Origin of the sequence: Cytobacillus sp. NCCP-133, assembly GCF_026011715.1 — a bacterium.
Classification (GTDB): domain Bacteria; phylum Bacillota; class Bacilli; order Bacillales; family Cytobacillaceae; genus Cytobacillus.
In genome coordinates, this window is record NZ_BRVM01000009.1 from 133,587 (window position 1) to 148,710 (window position 15,124).

At 39.9% G+C, this 15,124-nt stretch carries 17 protein-coding genes and 1 pseudogene; 6 read left to right on the top strand and 12 right to left on the bottom strand.

What is annotated here, in order from left to right:
* Positions 1 to 17: 17 nt before the first annotated feature.
* The 5 genes and pseudogenes from NCCP133_RS12365 to NCCP133_RS12385 all read right to left on the bottom strand — a co-directional run.
* Entirely contained in the window at positions 18 to 1,019 is a 1,002-nt protein-coding gene (locus tag NCCP133_RS12365; RefSeq protein WP_264805313.1) for a TRAP transporter substrate-binding protein, read from the bottom strand.
* A 13-nt stretch (positions 1,020 to 1,032) separates the two neighbouring features.
* Entirely contained in the window at positions 1,033 to 1,830 is a 798-nt protein-coding gene (locus tag NCCP133_RS12370; protein ID WP_264805314.1) for a carbon-nitrogen family hydrolase, read from the bottom strand.
* A 3-nt stretch (positions 1,831 to 1,833) separates the two neighbouring features.
* Positions 1,834 to 2,520, bottom strand: a complete 687-nt coding sequence (locus tag NCCP133_RS12375) for a DUF2848 domain-containing protein (protein WP_264805315.1) — start codon at positions 2,518 to 2,520, stop codon at positions 1,834 to 1,836.
* A 47-nt stretch (positions 2,521 to 2,567) separates the two neighbouring features.
* On the bottom strand, positions 2,568 to 3,233 hold the full coding sequence (locus NCCP133_RS12380; RefSeq protein WP_264805316.1) for a GntR family transcriptional regulator: 666 nt from the start codon (positions 3,231 to 3,233) through the stop codon (positions 2,568 to 2,570).
* Positions 3,234 to 3,599: 366 nt separating this feature from the next.
* Positions 3,600 to 3,737: pseudogene (locus tag NCCP133_RS12385) on the bottom strand (cytosine deaminase); the annotation flags it as partial.
* Positions 3,738 to 4,597: 860 nt separating this feature from the next.
* On the opposite strand from NCCP133_RS12385, the gene NCCP133_RS12390 reads away from it, so the two are divergent.
* Positions 4,598 to 5,647: a C40 family peptidase gene (locus NCCP133_RS12390; protein ID WP_264805317.1), complete on the top strand. Its 1,050-nt coding sequence runs from the start codon at positions 4,598 to 4,600 to the stop codon at positions 5,645 to 5,647.
* Between the two features lie 390 nt (positions 5,648 to 6,037).
* Here NCCP133_RS12390 and NCCP133_RS12395 read toward each other — a convergent pair whose 3' ends face one another.
* Together NCCP133_RS12395 and NCCP133_RS12400 are read right to left on the bottom strand one after the other, a co-directional pair.
* Entirely contained in the window at positions 6,038 to 6,928 is an 891-nt protein-coding gene (locus NCCP133_RS12395) for an acyl-ACP desaturase (protein ID WP_264805318.1), read from the bottom strand.
* Positions 6,929 to 7,252: 324 nt separating this feature from the next.
* On the bottom strand, positions 7,253 to 7,393 hold the full coding sequence (locus tag NCCP133_RS12400; RefSeq protein WP_264805319.1) for a hypothetical protein: 141 nt from the start codon (positions 7,391 to 7,393) through the stop codon (positions 7,253 to 7,255).
* 63 nt (positions 7,394 to 7,456) lie between these two features.
* Here NCCP133_RS12400 and NCCP133_RS12405 point away from each other — a divergent pair, with 63 nt between their 5' ends.
* From NCCP133_RS12405 to NCCP133_RS12425, 5 genes are all read left to right on the top strand, one after another.
* Positions 7,457 to 8,269, top strand: a complete 813-nt coding sequence (locus tag NCCP133_RS12405) for a hypothetical protein (protein WP_264805320.1) — start codon at positions 7,457 to 7,459, stop codon at positions 8,267 to 8,269.
* A 289-nt stretch (positions 8,270 to 8,558) separates the two neighbouring features.
* Positions 8,559 to 9,044 carry a sigma-70 family RNA polymerase sigma factor gene (locus NCCP133_RS12410; protein ID WP_264805321.1) on the top strand — a complete coding sequence of 162 codons (486 nt, stop codon included), beginning with the start codon at positions 8,559 to 8,561 and terminating at the stop codon, positions 9,042 to 9,044.
* 96 nt (positions 9,045 to 9,140) lie between these two features.
* Positions 9,141 to 9,359: a DUF1659 domain-containing protein gene (locus NCCP133_RS12415; RefSeq protein WP_264805322.1), complete on the top strand. Its 219-nt coding sequence runs from the start codon at positions 9,141 to 9,143 to the stop codon at positions 9,357 to 9,359.
* A 38-nt stretch (positions 9,360 to 9,397) separates the two neighbouring features.
* The gene (locus NCCP133_RS12420; RefSeq protein WP_264805323.1) at positions 9,398 to 9,616 is read left to right on the top strand and encodes a DUF2922 domain-containing protein; all 219 of its coding nucleotides are present in this window, start codon (positions 9,398 to 9,400) and stop codon (positions 9,614 to 9,616) included.
* A gap of 92 nt (positions 9,617 to 9,708) precedes the next feature.
* The gene (locus NCCP133_RS12425; protein WP_264805324.1) at positions 9,709 to 9,846 is read left to right on the top strand and encodes a YvrJ family protein; all 138 of its coding nucleotides are present in this window, start codon (positions 9,709 to 9,711) and stop codon (positions 9,844 to 9,846) included.
* A gap of 190 nt (positions 9,847 to 10,036) precedes the next feature.
* Here NCCP133_RS12425 and NCCP133_RS12430 read toward each other — a convergent pair whose 3' ends face one another.
* From NCCP133_RS12430 to NCCP133_RS12450, 5 genes are all read right to left on the bottom strand, one after another.
* The gene (locus NCCP133_RS12430; RefSeq protein ID WP_264805325.1) at positions 10,037 to 11,239 is read right to left on the bottom strand and encodes a M20 metallopeptidase family protein; all 1,203 of its coding nucleotides are present in this window, start codon (positions 11,237 to 11,239) and stop codon (positions 10,037 to 10,039) included.
* A gap of 97 nt (positions 11,240 to 11,336) precedes the next feature.
* Complete coding sequence (locus NCCP133_RS12435) at positions 11,337 to 12,365, bottom strand: TRAP transporter substrate-binding protein (RefSeq protein WP_264805327.1); 1,029 nt, start codon at positions 12,363 to 12,365, stop codon at positions 11,337 to 11,339.
* A gap of 33 nt (positions 12,366 to 12,398) precedes the next feature.
* Positions 12,399 to 13,214, bottom strand: a complete 816-nt coding sequence (locus NCCP133_RS12440) for a creatininase family protein (RefSeq protein ID WP_264805328.1) — start codon at positions 13,212 to 13,214, stop codon at positions 12,399 to 12,401.
* Positions 13,215 to 13,312: 98 nt separating this feature from the next.
* Positions 13,313 to 14,584, bottom strand: coding sequence for a TRAP transporter large permease (locus tag NCCP133_RS12445; RefSeq protein ID WP_264805329.1), 1,272 nt, complete (start codon positions 14,582 to 14,584; stop codon positions 13,313 to 13,315).
* Entirely contained in the window at positions 14,581 to 15,090 is a 510-nt protein-coding gene (locus NCCP133_RS12450; RefSeq protein WP_264805330.1) for a TRAP transporter small permease, read from the bottom strand. Before NCCP133_RS12450 ends, NCCP133_RS12445 begins: the two co-directional genes overlap by 4 nt.
* Between the last annotated feature and the right edge of the window lie 34 nt (positions 15,091 to 15,124).

Sequence of the window (15,124 nt, forward strand, 5' to 3'; positions counted from 1 at the left end):
ATTGGGATTAATGTGCGTTATTTACTTTCCATTTCCGAAATCAATTCGGCTGGAACTTGATCTGCTAAAGCATTTTTTACATCTTTTGTTGCTTCTTTAAAAGCTTCACGATCTGGCTCAGAAATTGTAACACCGTTTTCTTTCAATTCCGCAATAATTTCCTGCTCTTTTTCTTCAAGGAAGTTTCTTTGATATTCTTTTGTTTCTTCTACAGCTTCTTCAATAACCTTCTGTTGGTCTTCGTCTAACTTTCCCCAGGAATTATTGCTCATAATAACAACTGCAGGCGTATAGGTATGACCTGTAAGAGCAACATACTTTTGAACTTCATAAAACTTCATAGAATGAATAGTAGGCAGTGGATTTTCTTGTCCATCTACTACTCCTTGATCCAATGCAGAATAAAGTTCATTAAATGCAACAGGAGTAGGATTCGCTCCTAATGCTTTCATATGTGTTTCCCAAACCGGAGCTGGTTGAACACGAATCTTTAATCCCTCTACATCTTGAGGCTTGTTAATTTCCTTCTTATTATTTGTTAAGTGTCTAAATCCAACTTCCCAGTATCCCAAGCCTTTCATATTGTTTTGATCAATTAGACCTAGGAGTTCTTTGCCTGGTTCACCATCAAGCTTACTATAAACATGTTCACGATCATCAAAAATATATGGAAGTCCAAATAGATTCATTTCTGGAACAGTGTTTGCAAGAGAACTATCTGCCGCTACAACCGACATATCAATTGTTCCGTCTATAACTTGTTCAATTGCCTCAGCTTCACTTCCCAATGTTGCATTCCCATGGATTTCCACCTTGATTTTGCCATCCGATTTTTCTTCAACAACTTTAGCAAATTCTGCTGCACCAATTTGGTATTGGTGTGTATCAGAACCAGAGTGAGCTAACTTTAAGGTAAGAGCACCTTCACTCTCCCCCTTAGAAGAACTAGAACCTGAACAACCGGCAATAAATGCAGATAACGCTAGTGTTGTAGCCATTGCCATTATCCTTTTTTTCATGATTTTTTCCCCCTTATAGTCCTTGTTTATATAAATGTCGTACACGGCTAGAAAACACCGGTACTTTCTTGCGAACTTCTAAAGTTTCTTCAACATTAATTGAGATTGATAGCGTTTCTTCGGCTTTTTCAGATCCCTGAATTAAGGTATCTCCCCAAGGATTAACAACCATCGAATTACCGCCAAATGTTTCTCCATTGTAGCCACCCACACTATTGCAGGAAACAACAAACATTTGGTTTTCAATAGCACGTGTAATTTGGATGTTTCTCCAATGATTTAGCCTTGAAAGCGGCCATTCTGCTACTATGAACAATACCTCAGCACCTTCTAGCGCAAGAGGGCGGATAATTTCTGAAAAACGCAGATCGTAACAAATGATAACGCCCATCTTAATGCCATCAAGTTCAAATATTTCCGGCACTTTCTGGCCGCCTGCCAAATATTTGGGTTCATTTAACATTGGCACCAGATGAACTTTATCATATTGATAAACGACTTCACCTTCTCGATTTATTACAGCAGCTGTGTTAAAAACCTTTCCATCCACTTTATTGGCAAAAGAGCCTCCAATAATATTAATCTTATAGGTTTTAGCCAATGTTTGAAGAAATAGCAGCGTTTCCTTTCCATTCTCATCTGCATGAATGTGGATGTCTTCCAGTGTGTAGGAAGTTGTCCACATTTCAGGAAAGACAACCAAGTCTGGTTTAGAATTTTGAACTTCCTTTTCCACCCATGCTCTAACTTTTTGATAGTTCCCCTGTGGATCACCCGGTAGTATTTCCATTTGGTATATTGCTACTTTCATATTTTATCCCTCCCCATCTAGACGTGTTATCGAATATTCAGCATGAATCTCATCATTTTGCACTTCATCAATGAAAGACATTTTGAATGCTGAACCGTATTTAAATCCTTCTAATAACGGTACGGTTCCTGAAAATACGACTATATTTTTCATTGGTACCGTTTTTTTGTTTAAGAAACGCTTAATATCATTTAGAGGAATGATTTCATTTATATTAGCTCTCTGGTATTCCTCCCACTTACCATCTACTTTCACCTGAGAAGTTAAAACCAGATCATCCCAATGATCAATAACATCCTTTAGTTTCCATGCCTTTTGTGCCAGAGGTTTATCACAAATTTGTTTTGACTGGTTTATATCAATTGTTTCGAGAGAACGATCGGTATGATCACTCCCAACAGTAATGAAAACTTCTTCTTCTTTGTCCCCAAAAATTAAAACAATCTCAGCTTCACCACTTGATTGTCCGCCAAGGACTTCAATTTCACCCGTTTGGCTCAAACTATTTCTTCTTACAGGATAAAGGGTCGGGATTTCTGCTGGTCTCGGAACACCAATTTTCTCGAGCTCAACAATGTGCTCCATCGTCTTTTCGATATTTCGTCCCGCATACCCAATACAATATACATGGCTGACTTTTATTTCCCTTTGTTCATTGTCAACAAATAATGGCAGTAGTGTCTTATTCATTTTATACCTCCTAAAAATGTTAGCGCTTTCAGTTACGCTTAAAAATTTTAATTTCCTTCGACGATTTCAATAGACTTCTTTGTTTGCTTCAAGTGCTGCTCCATTAAACTTGTCGCTTGAAGCTCGTCCTTCACTTGCAATGCATCCACGATCGTGGAATGTTCTTGAATTACTTCTTCCATACGCCCTTTTTTCGCTAAAGCTTGATGACCTATTAACCTTGTTAAGTTATATAAATTTAACAGAATGTCACCCAACAGGTGCTGCTCAGCAAAGAAAAGAATCTTTCTATGAAACTTTTGATCCAATTCAATAAATTCAATCCGATCATTTTTTTCCATTGCCTGTTTTTGCAAATCCACTAATTCTTTTAAATGCTGAATTTGACTTGGCTTACTAACAGGAATAATCCGTTTTAATCCTTCTGTTTCAATAGAAATACGGAGAAAAATAATTTGATCCTTTTCGCTCGGGGTAATTTCCCGAACCTTTAGCCCTTTTCTTGGTACTGATACTAAAAGTCCATCTTTTAATAAATCCCCCACCGCTTCTCTTACAGGAGTTCTAGAGGTATTTAATGACTGTGCCAGGATTGTCTCTGTAATAACCTCATCGCCTTTAATGTTCCCATTAAAAATGGCATTTTTGATCTCATCATAAACGATTTCTTTTGTTGTCTTTGATTTCACAGGGTTCATGTTTAGATTATTCAATGTAAATTCACTCCTATGTACAATGTATACATTACACATAACACAGAATACACAAATATTTTTAAATTGTCAAACTTTATATGGAGATTCAAAATCTACTGTGCAGAAAAAAGAAGTCCTATTTTACGAGGCAGGACTTCTTTTTACTGTTTACTATTCTATTTGCAGGTTTTAATGGTCTATTTGCAAATTATCTGTTCTATTTGCAGGTTCGCCCACTTTATTCGTAAAGTTCACAATTCCCTGCCATCCACTGCCTCAAGGGAAATCAATCAAACGTTTGATTGATTTTTTAATCCTGATAAAAAACAGGCCTGCTCAGCAAAGCTGCAGCAGGCCCGAAAATTTCCCATATGTATTAAAGCTTCCTACTTGAGGAAAAGCCACAAGCTGCAGATCCACATAAGGAGCCATTTCCTCTTTTACTTCCAAAAGGGCTTTAAGGGCAGTTAAGCTCGGATCGGTGACATCCACATGTGTACGGTCATGCTGGATACCTTGCGCCTAATAATGTCACTTGTTTGCCTAGTTTGGATATATCGGTCACTTTGTTAGGCTTATCGGTCAGAAATTGATTTTATCGGTCAGTTTTCAATTTTATCGGTCACTTTTCCAATATATCGGTCAGTTCGCGTCACATCAGCTTTCAATTCATTTCACTGTGAAGATAGAAGTAACCCTGGGATTTTTTCATCCAAATGAACAAAGCACCTTTATTGAATCCGCCCATAAACAATCATGATTTTTCTGGACAACCTTCAAGCCAGTTTCCGCTTACAAAATACAAAGTTTCCCAAATAAAGGGTCTGTCGTCATTTAACACCTCCTTCATATCCGATTATTCAAAATAAATTGAATATTATATACAATATCTCTTATTCTCTCTTTATCACTATTCAACCTTTACAAAATGGACAAATAAGTAAGATGGATTATGAAGATTCGGAACTGATAGTTCTTTAGAAGGAGGTTTCAGGATCATCGACGAGAGGTTAGCTGCTTTATTAATAAAGCAGAAAATTCGACATAGTCTTCTTCAATTTCCCAGGAAAAGATTTTATTCACCAAGATTTTACAGCAAATGATTTGCCAGCAAAAAAATAGAGCTGCAGCCCCATAAGAAAAGCTCACCCCCCTTACTTAACGTTCTATTTCAATCAAACGTTTGATTAAAACTCATCATCCGGCAAAATCCGCCACACTTCTCCCAAGCTGGACAGCATTCGCTTCGACATAATCCGACAGTCATCTACACAATGTAAAAACTAAGCAATTTTCTGATAATTACTGTAAAAATATGATTCTTTTAGAAGAGAATTGTGGTAAAATTGTCTAAAATATGTCGACAGGAGTGACTAGGAACAGTGAAAAAAAAGATGGTCACCATAGCAGCTGCCGCTATGCTTTCTTCTGCCTTTGCAGCACAGGCTTCGGCTGATACTTATACAGTCAAGAAAGGCGATACGCTATACCAGCTGGCATCAAGATATAAAACCTCCGTGACAGAATTAAAAACGCTGAATAACTTAAAATCAGATTCACTTTCAATCAACCAAACACTCCAAGTTCCAGAAACGAAAAAAAAACCAGCACCTTCAACGCCATCAGTTTCGGCACCTGCAAAGCCAAACGTCACCCATACCTATACGATAAAAGCCGGCGATTCCTTATCAAAAATTGCCCTATCACATAATATTAGTTTAAAAGAATTGATGAGCTGGAATCACCTCAGCCACCACATCATCTATCCGGGACAAGTGTTAAAAGTATCAAAAGCTGCTGAAAGCACAACAGGCAGCATTACAGCAACAGCACCTGCGGCTCCCCCGGCAGTGTATGCTCCAGAGGACGGCAAAGGCGAATACATCGTCAAAAGCGGTGACTCACTGAGCAAGATCGCTGTGGAAAATAACACAACGGTTCAGCAGCTTAAAGATTGGAACAAACTTAGTTCGGATTTAATTTTTGCCGGACAAAAGCTGGTGTTAAGGGCATCTGGACAAGCCCCTCAAAATCCAGCAGTCACGGAAAAGCCAGCCCAGGCGGAAAGCGGTACTGCTGTTGCGGTTTTGGCAGAAGCCCAAAAGCATATCGGAGTACCATACAAATGGGCCGGCTCCAGTCCGGATGGCTTCGATTGCAGCGGGTTTATCTATTACGTTCTTAATAAATCCGGTTCCACGTTAGGGAGATACTCTACAGACGGATATTATAGCCGCTCCTACTATATCGATCAGCCTCAGCCCGGTGATTTAGTATTTTTCGAGAATACCTATCGTCCCGGAATTTCCCATATGGGCATTTACGCAGGAAACAATCGGTTTATCCATTCCAGCTCAAATGGAGTGGAAATCTCAAGCCTGGATGACTCCTATTATAAAAAGCACTTTGATGGTTTTAAACGATTCTACTAAGACACCTGAATTAGGTGTCTTTTTTTGCCAGCAGAGATGCGAGACCGATAGTTTTAAGTATTTCTACTATTAAAACACTGCAAATTATGAGACCGATACGATTAACCTTTTGTCTTGGCCTCCTTTTGCACTTACAAATATTGATCTATTTGCAGGTTTTTTTCCGCCTATTTGCTGGTTTTTCCGATCTATTTGCAGGTTTTATCCACCTACTTGCAGATTTTTCCCGCCTACTTGCAGATTCCCTCCGCCTACTTGCAGATTCCCCCCGCCTATTTGCAGGTTTCCTCCGCCTATTTGCAGGTTTCCTCCGCCTATTTGCAGAGTTCACATTTCAGCTTTTTTCCTTCTACATCAGCAAAGAAACCAGCAATCTGCTGGCTCTTCTTTTTACTTCTTGCTATAAAACCGATCTCTGACCCTTTTCAGGCGGGCGTGATAATTTAGGATGTCTTGCCTTGCCTTTTCAGCTTCGGGGGCAATCGGCCTCAAGCTTTCAATTTCCCAGTATTCGATCATGACATCAAGGACCTGATCAAAATACTCAAGCGGGCCGTAGTTGGCTTCTTTTGCGATGATGGACATGCGATCGTCAAAATCCGGCATGACGGCTCCCGGCATCTGGAAATTCTTAATGACATTTCCAAGATAGTAGCAATAGTTCGGTTCCAATTGGAGATGATATTTAATGACATCCCGGTAAAAGGCATAATGCAGCGTCTCATCTTTTGCCAAACGTCTGAGCATACTGGACAAATCCCTATCATGTGCACCGGCTGCTTTTGCCACATTATAATAAAAGACCATGGTGGCAAGCTCCTGCATAGAGGTGTAAACCATCGTTTCAAATGGGGTGTGAAAATCAGGGTTCCAGCCATTCTCCAATGTCTGTTTATGAAGTTGATGAAGCCGTGCCGGATCTACATTCCGGGTAATTAATAGATACGTTTCCAGCAGATTCGAATGCTGGTCCTCTTCCGCTGTCCAAGTCTGTACAAACTCCTTAATGACGCTCAATGACCCCTTAAAGGTCTGATCCAGGTGAGAAGTAAACCAAGGCAGATTCACTTCTGTTAAAAGGGCGGTTTCAACCGCGATAATAACAGATGCAGGCAGCGTCACCTGGCTTTTATCCCAAGGCACACGCCGGAAATCCTGCGCCTTATCCCACGGCAGGAATTCATGATATCCCCAATCTACTTTCTCAGCCCGCTTTTTGTGTTCGTCATATAACTCCCTTAGTTTTGGCTCCAGTCTAAAATCCAGATGGTTTGTTAACAAAGTGAACCCTCCAACAAAATTAGTTTAATATTCTGAAATTAATTGACGTACATCGCTGCTAGCCTATTTTTATAATGTAGTCTTATGACCTGTTACTAAATTATAACATACTACTCCTTTTTAAACTAAAAAGAAGCTTAACTCTTTACAACTTGAGTCTTTTAACCTTCTCCCCTTCAATTATTCACCAATATAAAATGCTTCACCCAAAAGAAAAGACCAGCCAATGCCAAAGCTAATCTCTTCATTTCACTTATTCTTATTCCCTATGATGAAACAACAGGATTCTTCGAGCTCCTAAGCCCCGTAATTTCCAACTCCACCTCATCTCCGGATTCCAGCCATCCATCCACTTCCGTTCCCTGCGCCCACCGTACCCGAGCCGATTCCTTCACCGGATATTGCTTTGCTGGATTTTGTCAGGCTTGGTTTATAATCGTTCACCATTCCGTCACATATTCCCAAACTCCCCCCTGTCTTTTCCCCCCTCTCATTCCTATTTTAAAGAGGAAAGGGCGGTGCATTTATGTGAATATAAAATCCGGCAGTGTTGATCAGTTTGAACAGTTTTCGCAGTTTAAGAATCTTCAGGAGTTTAATGCCCATTTGGAGATGTGGCTTGCAGTTAATAAGGTTAAATTTTCGAAGGGTGAGCTTGTGGGGCTTAAGAGGCTTTCGCGTTACGCAGCGAAAATCCCTGGTGTGTCCAATGCCAAAATCGGAACAGTGTTAAAAGCCATTCATGAAGAGTACAGCGGCAATGGCATTTCCCGCTCCACTTTTAAAAGAATGATCGCCAAAGCAGCTGAACTTGGCATCTTTACAGTCCATGAAACGGAAAGAAAAAACGGCTCACAATCCAGCAACTTATACGTATTCAATCGTTTTCCCAAGAGTGAACCACCTAAGAAAGAACAATTGGACCACCCTAATAAAACAATCAATCTTTCTAAAACTATTAAAAATCAAAAGAATACTAAACGTAACACAACCGAGCTCGACCACACTTTTACAAGTGATCGTGTTCCCCAATCATTCGTGGATGTGGTGAAGTACTTCTTTCCAGAGGCTAAGAGCATTGAGAAGTTTTGGAGAATGACCAGCATTGCAGCTTATCGAAATAATCGTGAACAAAATCAGGCACAGGTATTGGAGACAGCCATCCATTCCTTTAAGCAGCTGATCCGCAAAATGAAAGCGAGCACTGTAGCGAAGCCGATTGCTTACTTCTACGGAATACTGAATAAAAAACTCGAGGAATTATACTTTGAAGACTTATATAACATGGGATTTTCCACAGAAGACAAGCAGCGTTATATGGGATTTTTCTACAAAAGTTAAGGGCTCTCCCTTCACAAATTGGGGTACCAAAAACAAAAGCTTTGCTGACACTGTCAATATTTCGTCACATTTGCACCTGCTTTTTCACAAAAAATAAAAAAGTGGCTTTTTCCCGGAAATTTCCGATTTTACCCCCAAAACGCGGCAGTTTGGTACCCAAATTCGTGAGTTTTGAGTGAAAACTCCCCGAAACACGACTTTTTTTCGATTCGCTCAAAAGTCGTATTCCCGCTATCTTAAAGCTACCCGGGAATACTTAGATAGCGCGCTGTCCTGAAGGAATCGCACAATGGAGAGCTTTGAGCAAACGGCAGCACAATATGAACCGATGATTCACCAGATTATTCGATCACTGAATATCTATAAAAATAAAGAGGAATTTTTCCAATTGGGGTTAATCAAACTCTGGGAGTGCTGGAATCAATTTGACCCAGAAAAGGGAAATTTTCTTACCTATGCTTATACAAATGTAAGATTGAGGATAATGGGCGAATTGAATAAAAGCAAGCGCCATGAGGATCGCAATGTAGTTCCAGATGAAGAATATTGGCACTCAGCCGAATGCTCTTCTCTTGATCGGCCCCTAGAAGAGAAAATAATCCTTTCTTATTGTGAAGGGCTATCCAAGAACCAGACCATATGGGTGGTATCGACCTTTCTCTATGATTTAACAACCAACCAGATGGCTGAAAAATACGGCGTGACAAACTCAGCAGTTAAAGAATGGAAAAGAGGGGCTTTAACCAGGCTAAAGTCGACTATAAAAGAACGATAAATAACTAGATGATGATACCCTCTAAAAATTATTTTTATCCACCCTGTCGTTTTCCGCCTTTCATTTCTATTATAAAGGTGAAAGGAGGTGAGCAAGATGGCACAAGCAAATATCATCGATTCCAAACTTCGTCTGGTCTTTGAAACAGGATTGGACGAACTAGGCAAACCAGTCACAAAGTCAAAAACCTACAGCAGCGTTAAGCAATCCGCTACAGCTGACCAGCTTTTCACTGTAGGACAAGCAATCGCAACACTATCTAACTTTCCGTTAGTAGCCCTTAACCGCAACGACAGCTTCGACATCATTGGCTAATCTGCTAAATTTCTACAAATCACGAGGAGGTGAAAAACATGGCGAAAACATTGGAAATGACATTCCTAACGGAAATGGGCAAAACATCTAAACTATCCGTTGATAACCCAATTGAACCGATTGACCCAGTCGCTGTCAAAGCAGCGATGAACCAAATCATTGCAGCCAACGCATTCGACGGCAATGGCGGTGACTTCGTTCAGGCTCAAGGTGCTAGATTAGTTGAGCGTAACGTAACCGAATATGAACTAGTTTAATGCGAAGAGGCCGGTTTCTGACGAAGCCGGCTTTTTTTCGAGGGGAGCCTGGCACCCCTCTCCACCACCACCCCCAGAAAGGAGCAATGAAAATGGAACAGATCGTCACCCTAATCAGCGAACTTGGCTTCCCGATTGTCGTTACGTTTTTTCTGCTGAACCGAATCGAAGCCAAGCTCGATGTAGTTGTGTCGTCCATCCAAGGATTGCCGGATCGGCTGAAGGAATAATAAAATCACTCTTTTCATCTCAGCAAAAATCCTGGGTATCAGTAAATTTAAAGCTAAGTTTGAAGCCTCATATTCAGACAAAGCTTAGGTTATTACTTAATTACTTATAAAAAATACTCACTATTTTCTGCAGTAAAAAAGTCAACAATCTACTAAACTGTTGACTTTTTTATTTTTATTTGGTTTAAAGCTATTGATTTAAATATTTTATAGCAAACGAACTCATCGCAATAATTCCAGTCGGGATTGATTTTTCATCAAAGATGATTCCCGGGTTATGAAGTCCTTTTTGGGATGCTTCCGTTTCATTTCGAGTTCCTAATCTGAAAAGCATTCCATCGACGTGCTGCAGATAAAAAGCGAAGTCTTCTCCCCCTAAAGATGGTTCAGGTAAATATTCTAAAGCCTCTTCACCAAGGCTGTCTTTAACTGCTTCTGATAACAAATCAACAAGCTTTTCATCATTTATAACAGGAGGAGACCCAGGGTAATACTTCAGAATAGCATTTCCATTGAACGCTTTGGCGACGTTTTCTGAAATCTCTACCATTGACTCTTTGATCTTGTCGCTTGTCTCAGTTTTCATGGAGCGAACGGTACCAGATATGGTCACTTTATTTGCGATAATATTATCTGCTGTACCGCCATGTATTTGGCCAATTGTAACAACTGCTGGTTCCAGTGGCGCAAGGATTCTGGATACAATTTGCTGGAGTCCAGTTACAATCTGTGCTGCAACTGGAATAGGGTCCACGCTCTTATGGGGGTGAGCAGCGTGCCCCCCTGTTCCAAATACCTCAATTTCAAACCGATTAGTCGAAGCCATGATTGCATCATGTTTAACACTGATTTTGCCAGCCTCTGTAAACGGCCATGTATGCAAACAAACAATGTGATCCACCTTTGGCTCGGAAAAGACCCCTTCTTCGATCATCAGCTTTGCACCTTGCATGGTTTCTTCGGCTGGCTGAAAGATGAATTTTATCTGCCCCTTAAAATGTTCCCTTACCTTATTTAGTACAATAGCTGTTCCCAGTAAAACAGATGTATGAATATCATGCCCGCATGCATGCATAATTCCGAGATTACCAGATGCGAAAGACAGACCTGTTTCTTCTATAATAGGTAAAGCATCGATATCTGCACGTATTGCAAGTGTAAGCCCTTCTCCTGTCCCCTTTAATAAACCAATGATGCCGGTGCCATTTGAGCATTCCTTCAATTCAATATCCGTATCCTTTAACGTTTCATAAATGAACTTTGTTGTACGAAACTCCTGCAGACTCAATTCAGGGTTTTCATGCAGATTCCGTCTGATCTCGATGATTTGTTTTTCGATTTCTGCCGTTAAGCCTTTAATATCGATTTCAGCAGTTAAACTTTTAGTATCCATCTATTCTTACTCCTCGCGGTGAAATGTAAATCAGTTACCTAATTTGCCTTTAATATTAAGAAAGATTAAGGCCATCAGATAGCCCTAATTCTACTTATTAATTTAGATCAGCTTTGCCCATTTCAACGATTTGCTGATATACATCTTCTCCCCACATTTCCTTGCCTAATGAGTCACGGACTGGCTGAGTAGCCTCAATAAATGCATCGATTTCCGGATCAACAAACGTCACACCGGCACTTTCCAGCTCTTCCACCATTGACTGTTCACTTTCAGCCAGTTTTTCTTCAGCATATACCTGTGATTCCTTTGCTGCTTCAAGTAAGATATCCTGAAATTCTTCTGATAACCCTTGGAAGAACTGTTCGTTTATGGTTACAAAAGCCGGCTTAAACATATGATTTGAGTTGATAATATATTTTTGAACTTCCTGGAAACCGGCAGCATAAAATGTTTCTAATGGATTTTCCTGCCCATCAACTATACCTGTTTGCAGCCCGCTGTACACTTCTCCAAAGTCCATTGGAGTAGGATTTGATCCTAGAGCTTCAAATGTCTGAACATAATAATCCCTTGCAGGAGCACGCAGTTTTAAACCTTTCATGTCCTCTGGGGTTTTGATTTCTTTATTTGCAGATATAACCCTTGGACCACGAGGCAGAATTCCGATATTGCGGACTCCCATATCACTAACCAATTTGTCATTCCATTCCTGTCCAATTTCAGAATCCATTACATGCATCCAATGAGCATTGGACTTCATAAGATAAGGAAGAGATAAATATTCAATTTCCAACATTCCAGGGTCTCCACTTGACATCATTTCAATGGTTCCCAGCTTAACTTGTTCCATCTGTTCTGCTGTCGAACCAAGCTGGTTTCCTGGAAACAGCTCAACCTCAATATTGCCGTCAGTTTTTTCTTCAACAAATTCCTTGAATTTTTCCATTCCTGAGTAAGCTGGTTCTCCTGGATTTGCCCAAGTACTATAGGAAATCGAGTATTTTTCCTTAGATTCAGAATCAGACCCAGAATTTGTACCGCTGCTCGTTGAATCAGAACACCCTGACAGCAAAGTTGCCGTAGTAAACGCACCTAAAACTAGTGATACTAATTTTTTTCTCATTTTTAATTCCCCCCATTTAAAATGTATACTTTTTTATTGCTTAGCAGCGGAAAAGGCTTGGTTTAAAGACATGTTCGTGTTTTTTGCCTTTTCCACTAGTATGACACCATATTCAACAAGGCTTGAAACAATTTTTTCTCCTCTTTCTGCCGAAGCATTTAGAGGATTACCCATTATGCCTTCTGCAGAGATATCTTCCATGTTAAGATACAGATTAGCCTTTGATGCATTCAGCTTTATTTTTAATAGATTATCAATGGTAAACTCGCCAAAGTTTTCATTCGATTTCCATGTTTCAGGGAGCAAATCCATCCTCATATATTGAGGAAATAGATAAGACATAACAGATGACAGAGGCTCTCCCCCATGACCGGATGGATCCTTCTCTTCTTGGTAAATCCCATTTTTTTGTTCTTGAGTAAGCATCTGCCATAAGTCCATTGATGCCACCATAACTTTCTTTTCTCGTCTTACCTTTCTTGCCACTTGATCAACAGCAGGACCGTTACCCGCATGCCCGTTAAAGAAAACAATTTTAGTAATGCCATGTTCGATCAAGCTTGTACAAATATCCTCCAGAAGACTAATAACCGTCTGCTGTGATAAAGAAATGGTACCTGGATATCCCCTAAAGTACTCCGAATTGCCAAATGGGACAGTCGGAACATATAAAGCTCCTGTTTTTTCAGCTGCTCTTTTGGCAATTTCAGTGGCTGCCATAAAGTCTCCAGTAACGGAATGCGGTCCATGCTCCTCCATTGATCCCAAAGGAATAATCACAACTGGATCTTTTTTAAATGCTGCATCTGCTTCTTTCCATGTCATATGGTGTATAGCGATTTTTTGCAAAATATTCAATTCCCTTCTATGTTTAAAATTTGATTAAATGCATATGTTTGCTTGGTATTGAATTCTAAAAATCTTATCATGTTTTATATAAAACAACTCTAAAAAAACAGTTTTACAATTACCAAACTTAGATATGGTATATAAGCAGTTAAAAGTACAGCCGCAACTAAGGGAATATATAATGGCAGCATCTCTTTAACCAGTTTTCCAAAGGACAGTTTTGCAATGTCTGCTACAATATATAACAATATTCCAACCGGCGGAGTCGCTCCTCCAATGGTTAAGGTTAAGACCATTAAGACACCAAAGTGGATTGGATTAATGCCAACTTGCATTACAATTGGTGTTAAGATCGGCGCGAAAACAATGATTGCTTCTGACGGAAGCATGAATAGCCCGATTATGAACAAGAATACGATAATTAGTGTAATAATCACTGTTGGATTTGTTGAAAACGTAAAAATAAAATCCCCTAATGTATCAGATATTCTTGATTTTGTTACAACCCATGCAAAAATGGTAGCAGCTGCAAGGATAAATAATATTTTTGCAGATTCATAGCTAGTTTTCTTTAGGATTGAACCAAACGAACGGACGTTTACATTCTTGTAGTAGAACACGGTAATAATAATCCCGTATAAAACGGCAATCGCTGCAGATTCTGTTGGTGTAAATACTCCGCTGATAATCCCGAATACAATGATTACCGGCAAAAGTAAGGCTGGAATACCTGATGAAAAAGTCTTTCGCGCTTCCCTGAAGGTAGATCGCGGGTAGCTTGGGTAATTTCTTTTTACGGATATAAAATAGGTATACCCCATTAAAGAAATCGCTGTTAGTAGACCCGGGATGATACCTGCAATCAGTAAAGGACCAATAGGCTGCGAGGTAACGATTCCAAAGATGATTAAGGTGATGCTTGGCGGAATAATCGGGCCTACAATTGAAGAAGCTGCTGTAATGGCTGCGGAAAACTTCTTATCATAGCCTTCCTTTTCCATAGCTGGAATGAGTACTGAACCTAGAGCAACAGTATCAGCAGTGGCTGATCCTGAAATTCCAGAGAAAATAATACTGGCCACATTATTTACTTGGGCTAATCCCCCTTTAAAATGGCCAACCATTACTCTTGCCATTGCAATAATCTTATTGGTTATACCTCCAGAATTCATTAGCTCACCGACTAATAAAAAGAATGGAACGGCGAGCAGCGTGAAGGAATCCACTCCCCGCACCAGACTTTGAGCAACCATACTGAGATTGACTCCTTCAATGATCAAATAAACCAATGAAGAGATTCCCAGTGCAAAGGCAACAGGAAGCCCAAGTATTATTAGCAGAATCATTAACGCTACTACCAGGAATATCATGCCTTCACCTCCTCTATGATGGAGCTGTTCGTATATTGTCCAGCCCGGTAATCCCTAATATCATGAATAGATTTGATAACAATGAAAATGAACATTAACACACAGCCTACTGTTGCTGCTACTCTCCAATAGGAAAAAGGAATTTCCAAAGCCCCAGATTCCAGATAGTGTGAAACTTTAACCAGCTCGATAGAGGAGTATGCGGTAATGGACAAGAATACGAGAATCATAGCCCTCATCACTAAGGATGTAATAAGCTTCACTTTCGGTGACATTTTTTCCTGAAGCAGTTCCACGGCCATATGCTTATCGTCAAAAGATACAACCGCAGCTCCTATAAACACCATCCAGATCAAGATAAACCGTGCTAACTCATCACTCCATACAAGCGGTTTGTCAAAAATAAAACGTGCAATAACCTGAAGGATCGTCACAACAACAATGACTAAAAGAGAGCCGCTGATTATGTAACGGAACGGCAAGGCATAATCTCTTCTTTTTTTCATTTCTCCCACCCCCAAATGATCTTTCTTTCATAAA

Coding starts and splice junctions, on each gene's coding strand:
- NCCP133_RS12430 (WP_264805325.1), bottom strand. CDS start 11,239: ATGGATACTAAAAGTTTAACTGCTGAAATCGATATTAAAGGCTTAACG.
- NCCP133_RS12420 (WP_264805323.1), top strand. CDS start 9,398: ATGGCGAAAACATTGGAAATGACATTCCTAACGGAAATGGGCAAAACA.
- NCCP133_RS12415 (WP_264805322.1), top strand. CDS start 9,141: ATGGCACAAGCAAATATCATCGATTCCAAACTTCGTCTGGTCTTTGAA.
- NCCP133_RS12365 (WP_264805313.1), bottom strand. CDS start 1,019: ATGAAAAAAAGGATAATGGCAATGGCTACAACACTAGCGTTATCTGCA.
- NCCP133_RS12375 (WP_264805315.1), bottom strand. CDS start 2,520: ATGAATAAGACACTACTGCCATTATTTGTTGACAATGAACAAAGGGAA.
- NCCP133_RS12445 (WP_264805329.1), bottom strand. CDS start 14,584: ATGATATTCCTGGTAGTAGCGTTAATGATTCTGCTAATAATACTTGGG.
- NCCP133_RS12450 (WP_264805330.1), bottom strand. CDS start 15,090: ATGAAAAAAAGAAGAGATTATGCCTTGCCGTTCCGTTACATAATCAGC.
- NCCP133_RS12410 (WP_264805321.1), top strand. CDS start 8,559: ATGGAGAGCTTTGAGCAAACGGCAGCACAATATGAACCGATGATTCAC.
- NCCP133_RS12435 (WP_264805327.1), bottom strand. CDS start 12,365: ATGAGAAAAAAATTAGTATCACTAGTTTTAGGTGCGTTTACTACGGCA.
- NCCP133_RS12425 (WP_264805324.1), top strand. CDS start 9,709: ATGGAACAGATCGTCACCCTAATCAGCGAACTTGGCTTCCCGATTGTC.
- NCCP133_RS12370 (WP_264805314.1), bottom strand. CDS start 1,830: ATGAAAGTAGCAATATACCAAATGGAAATACTACCGGGTGATCCACAG.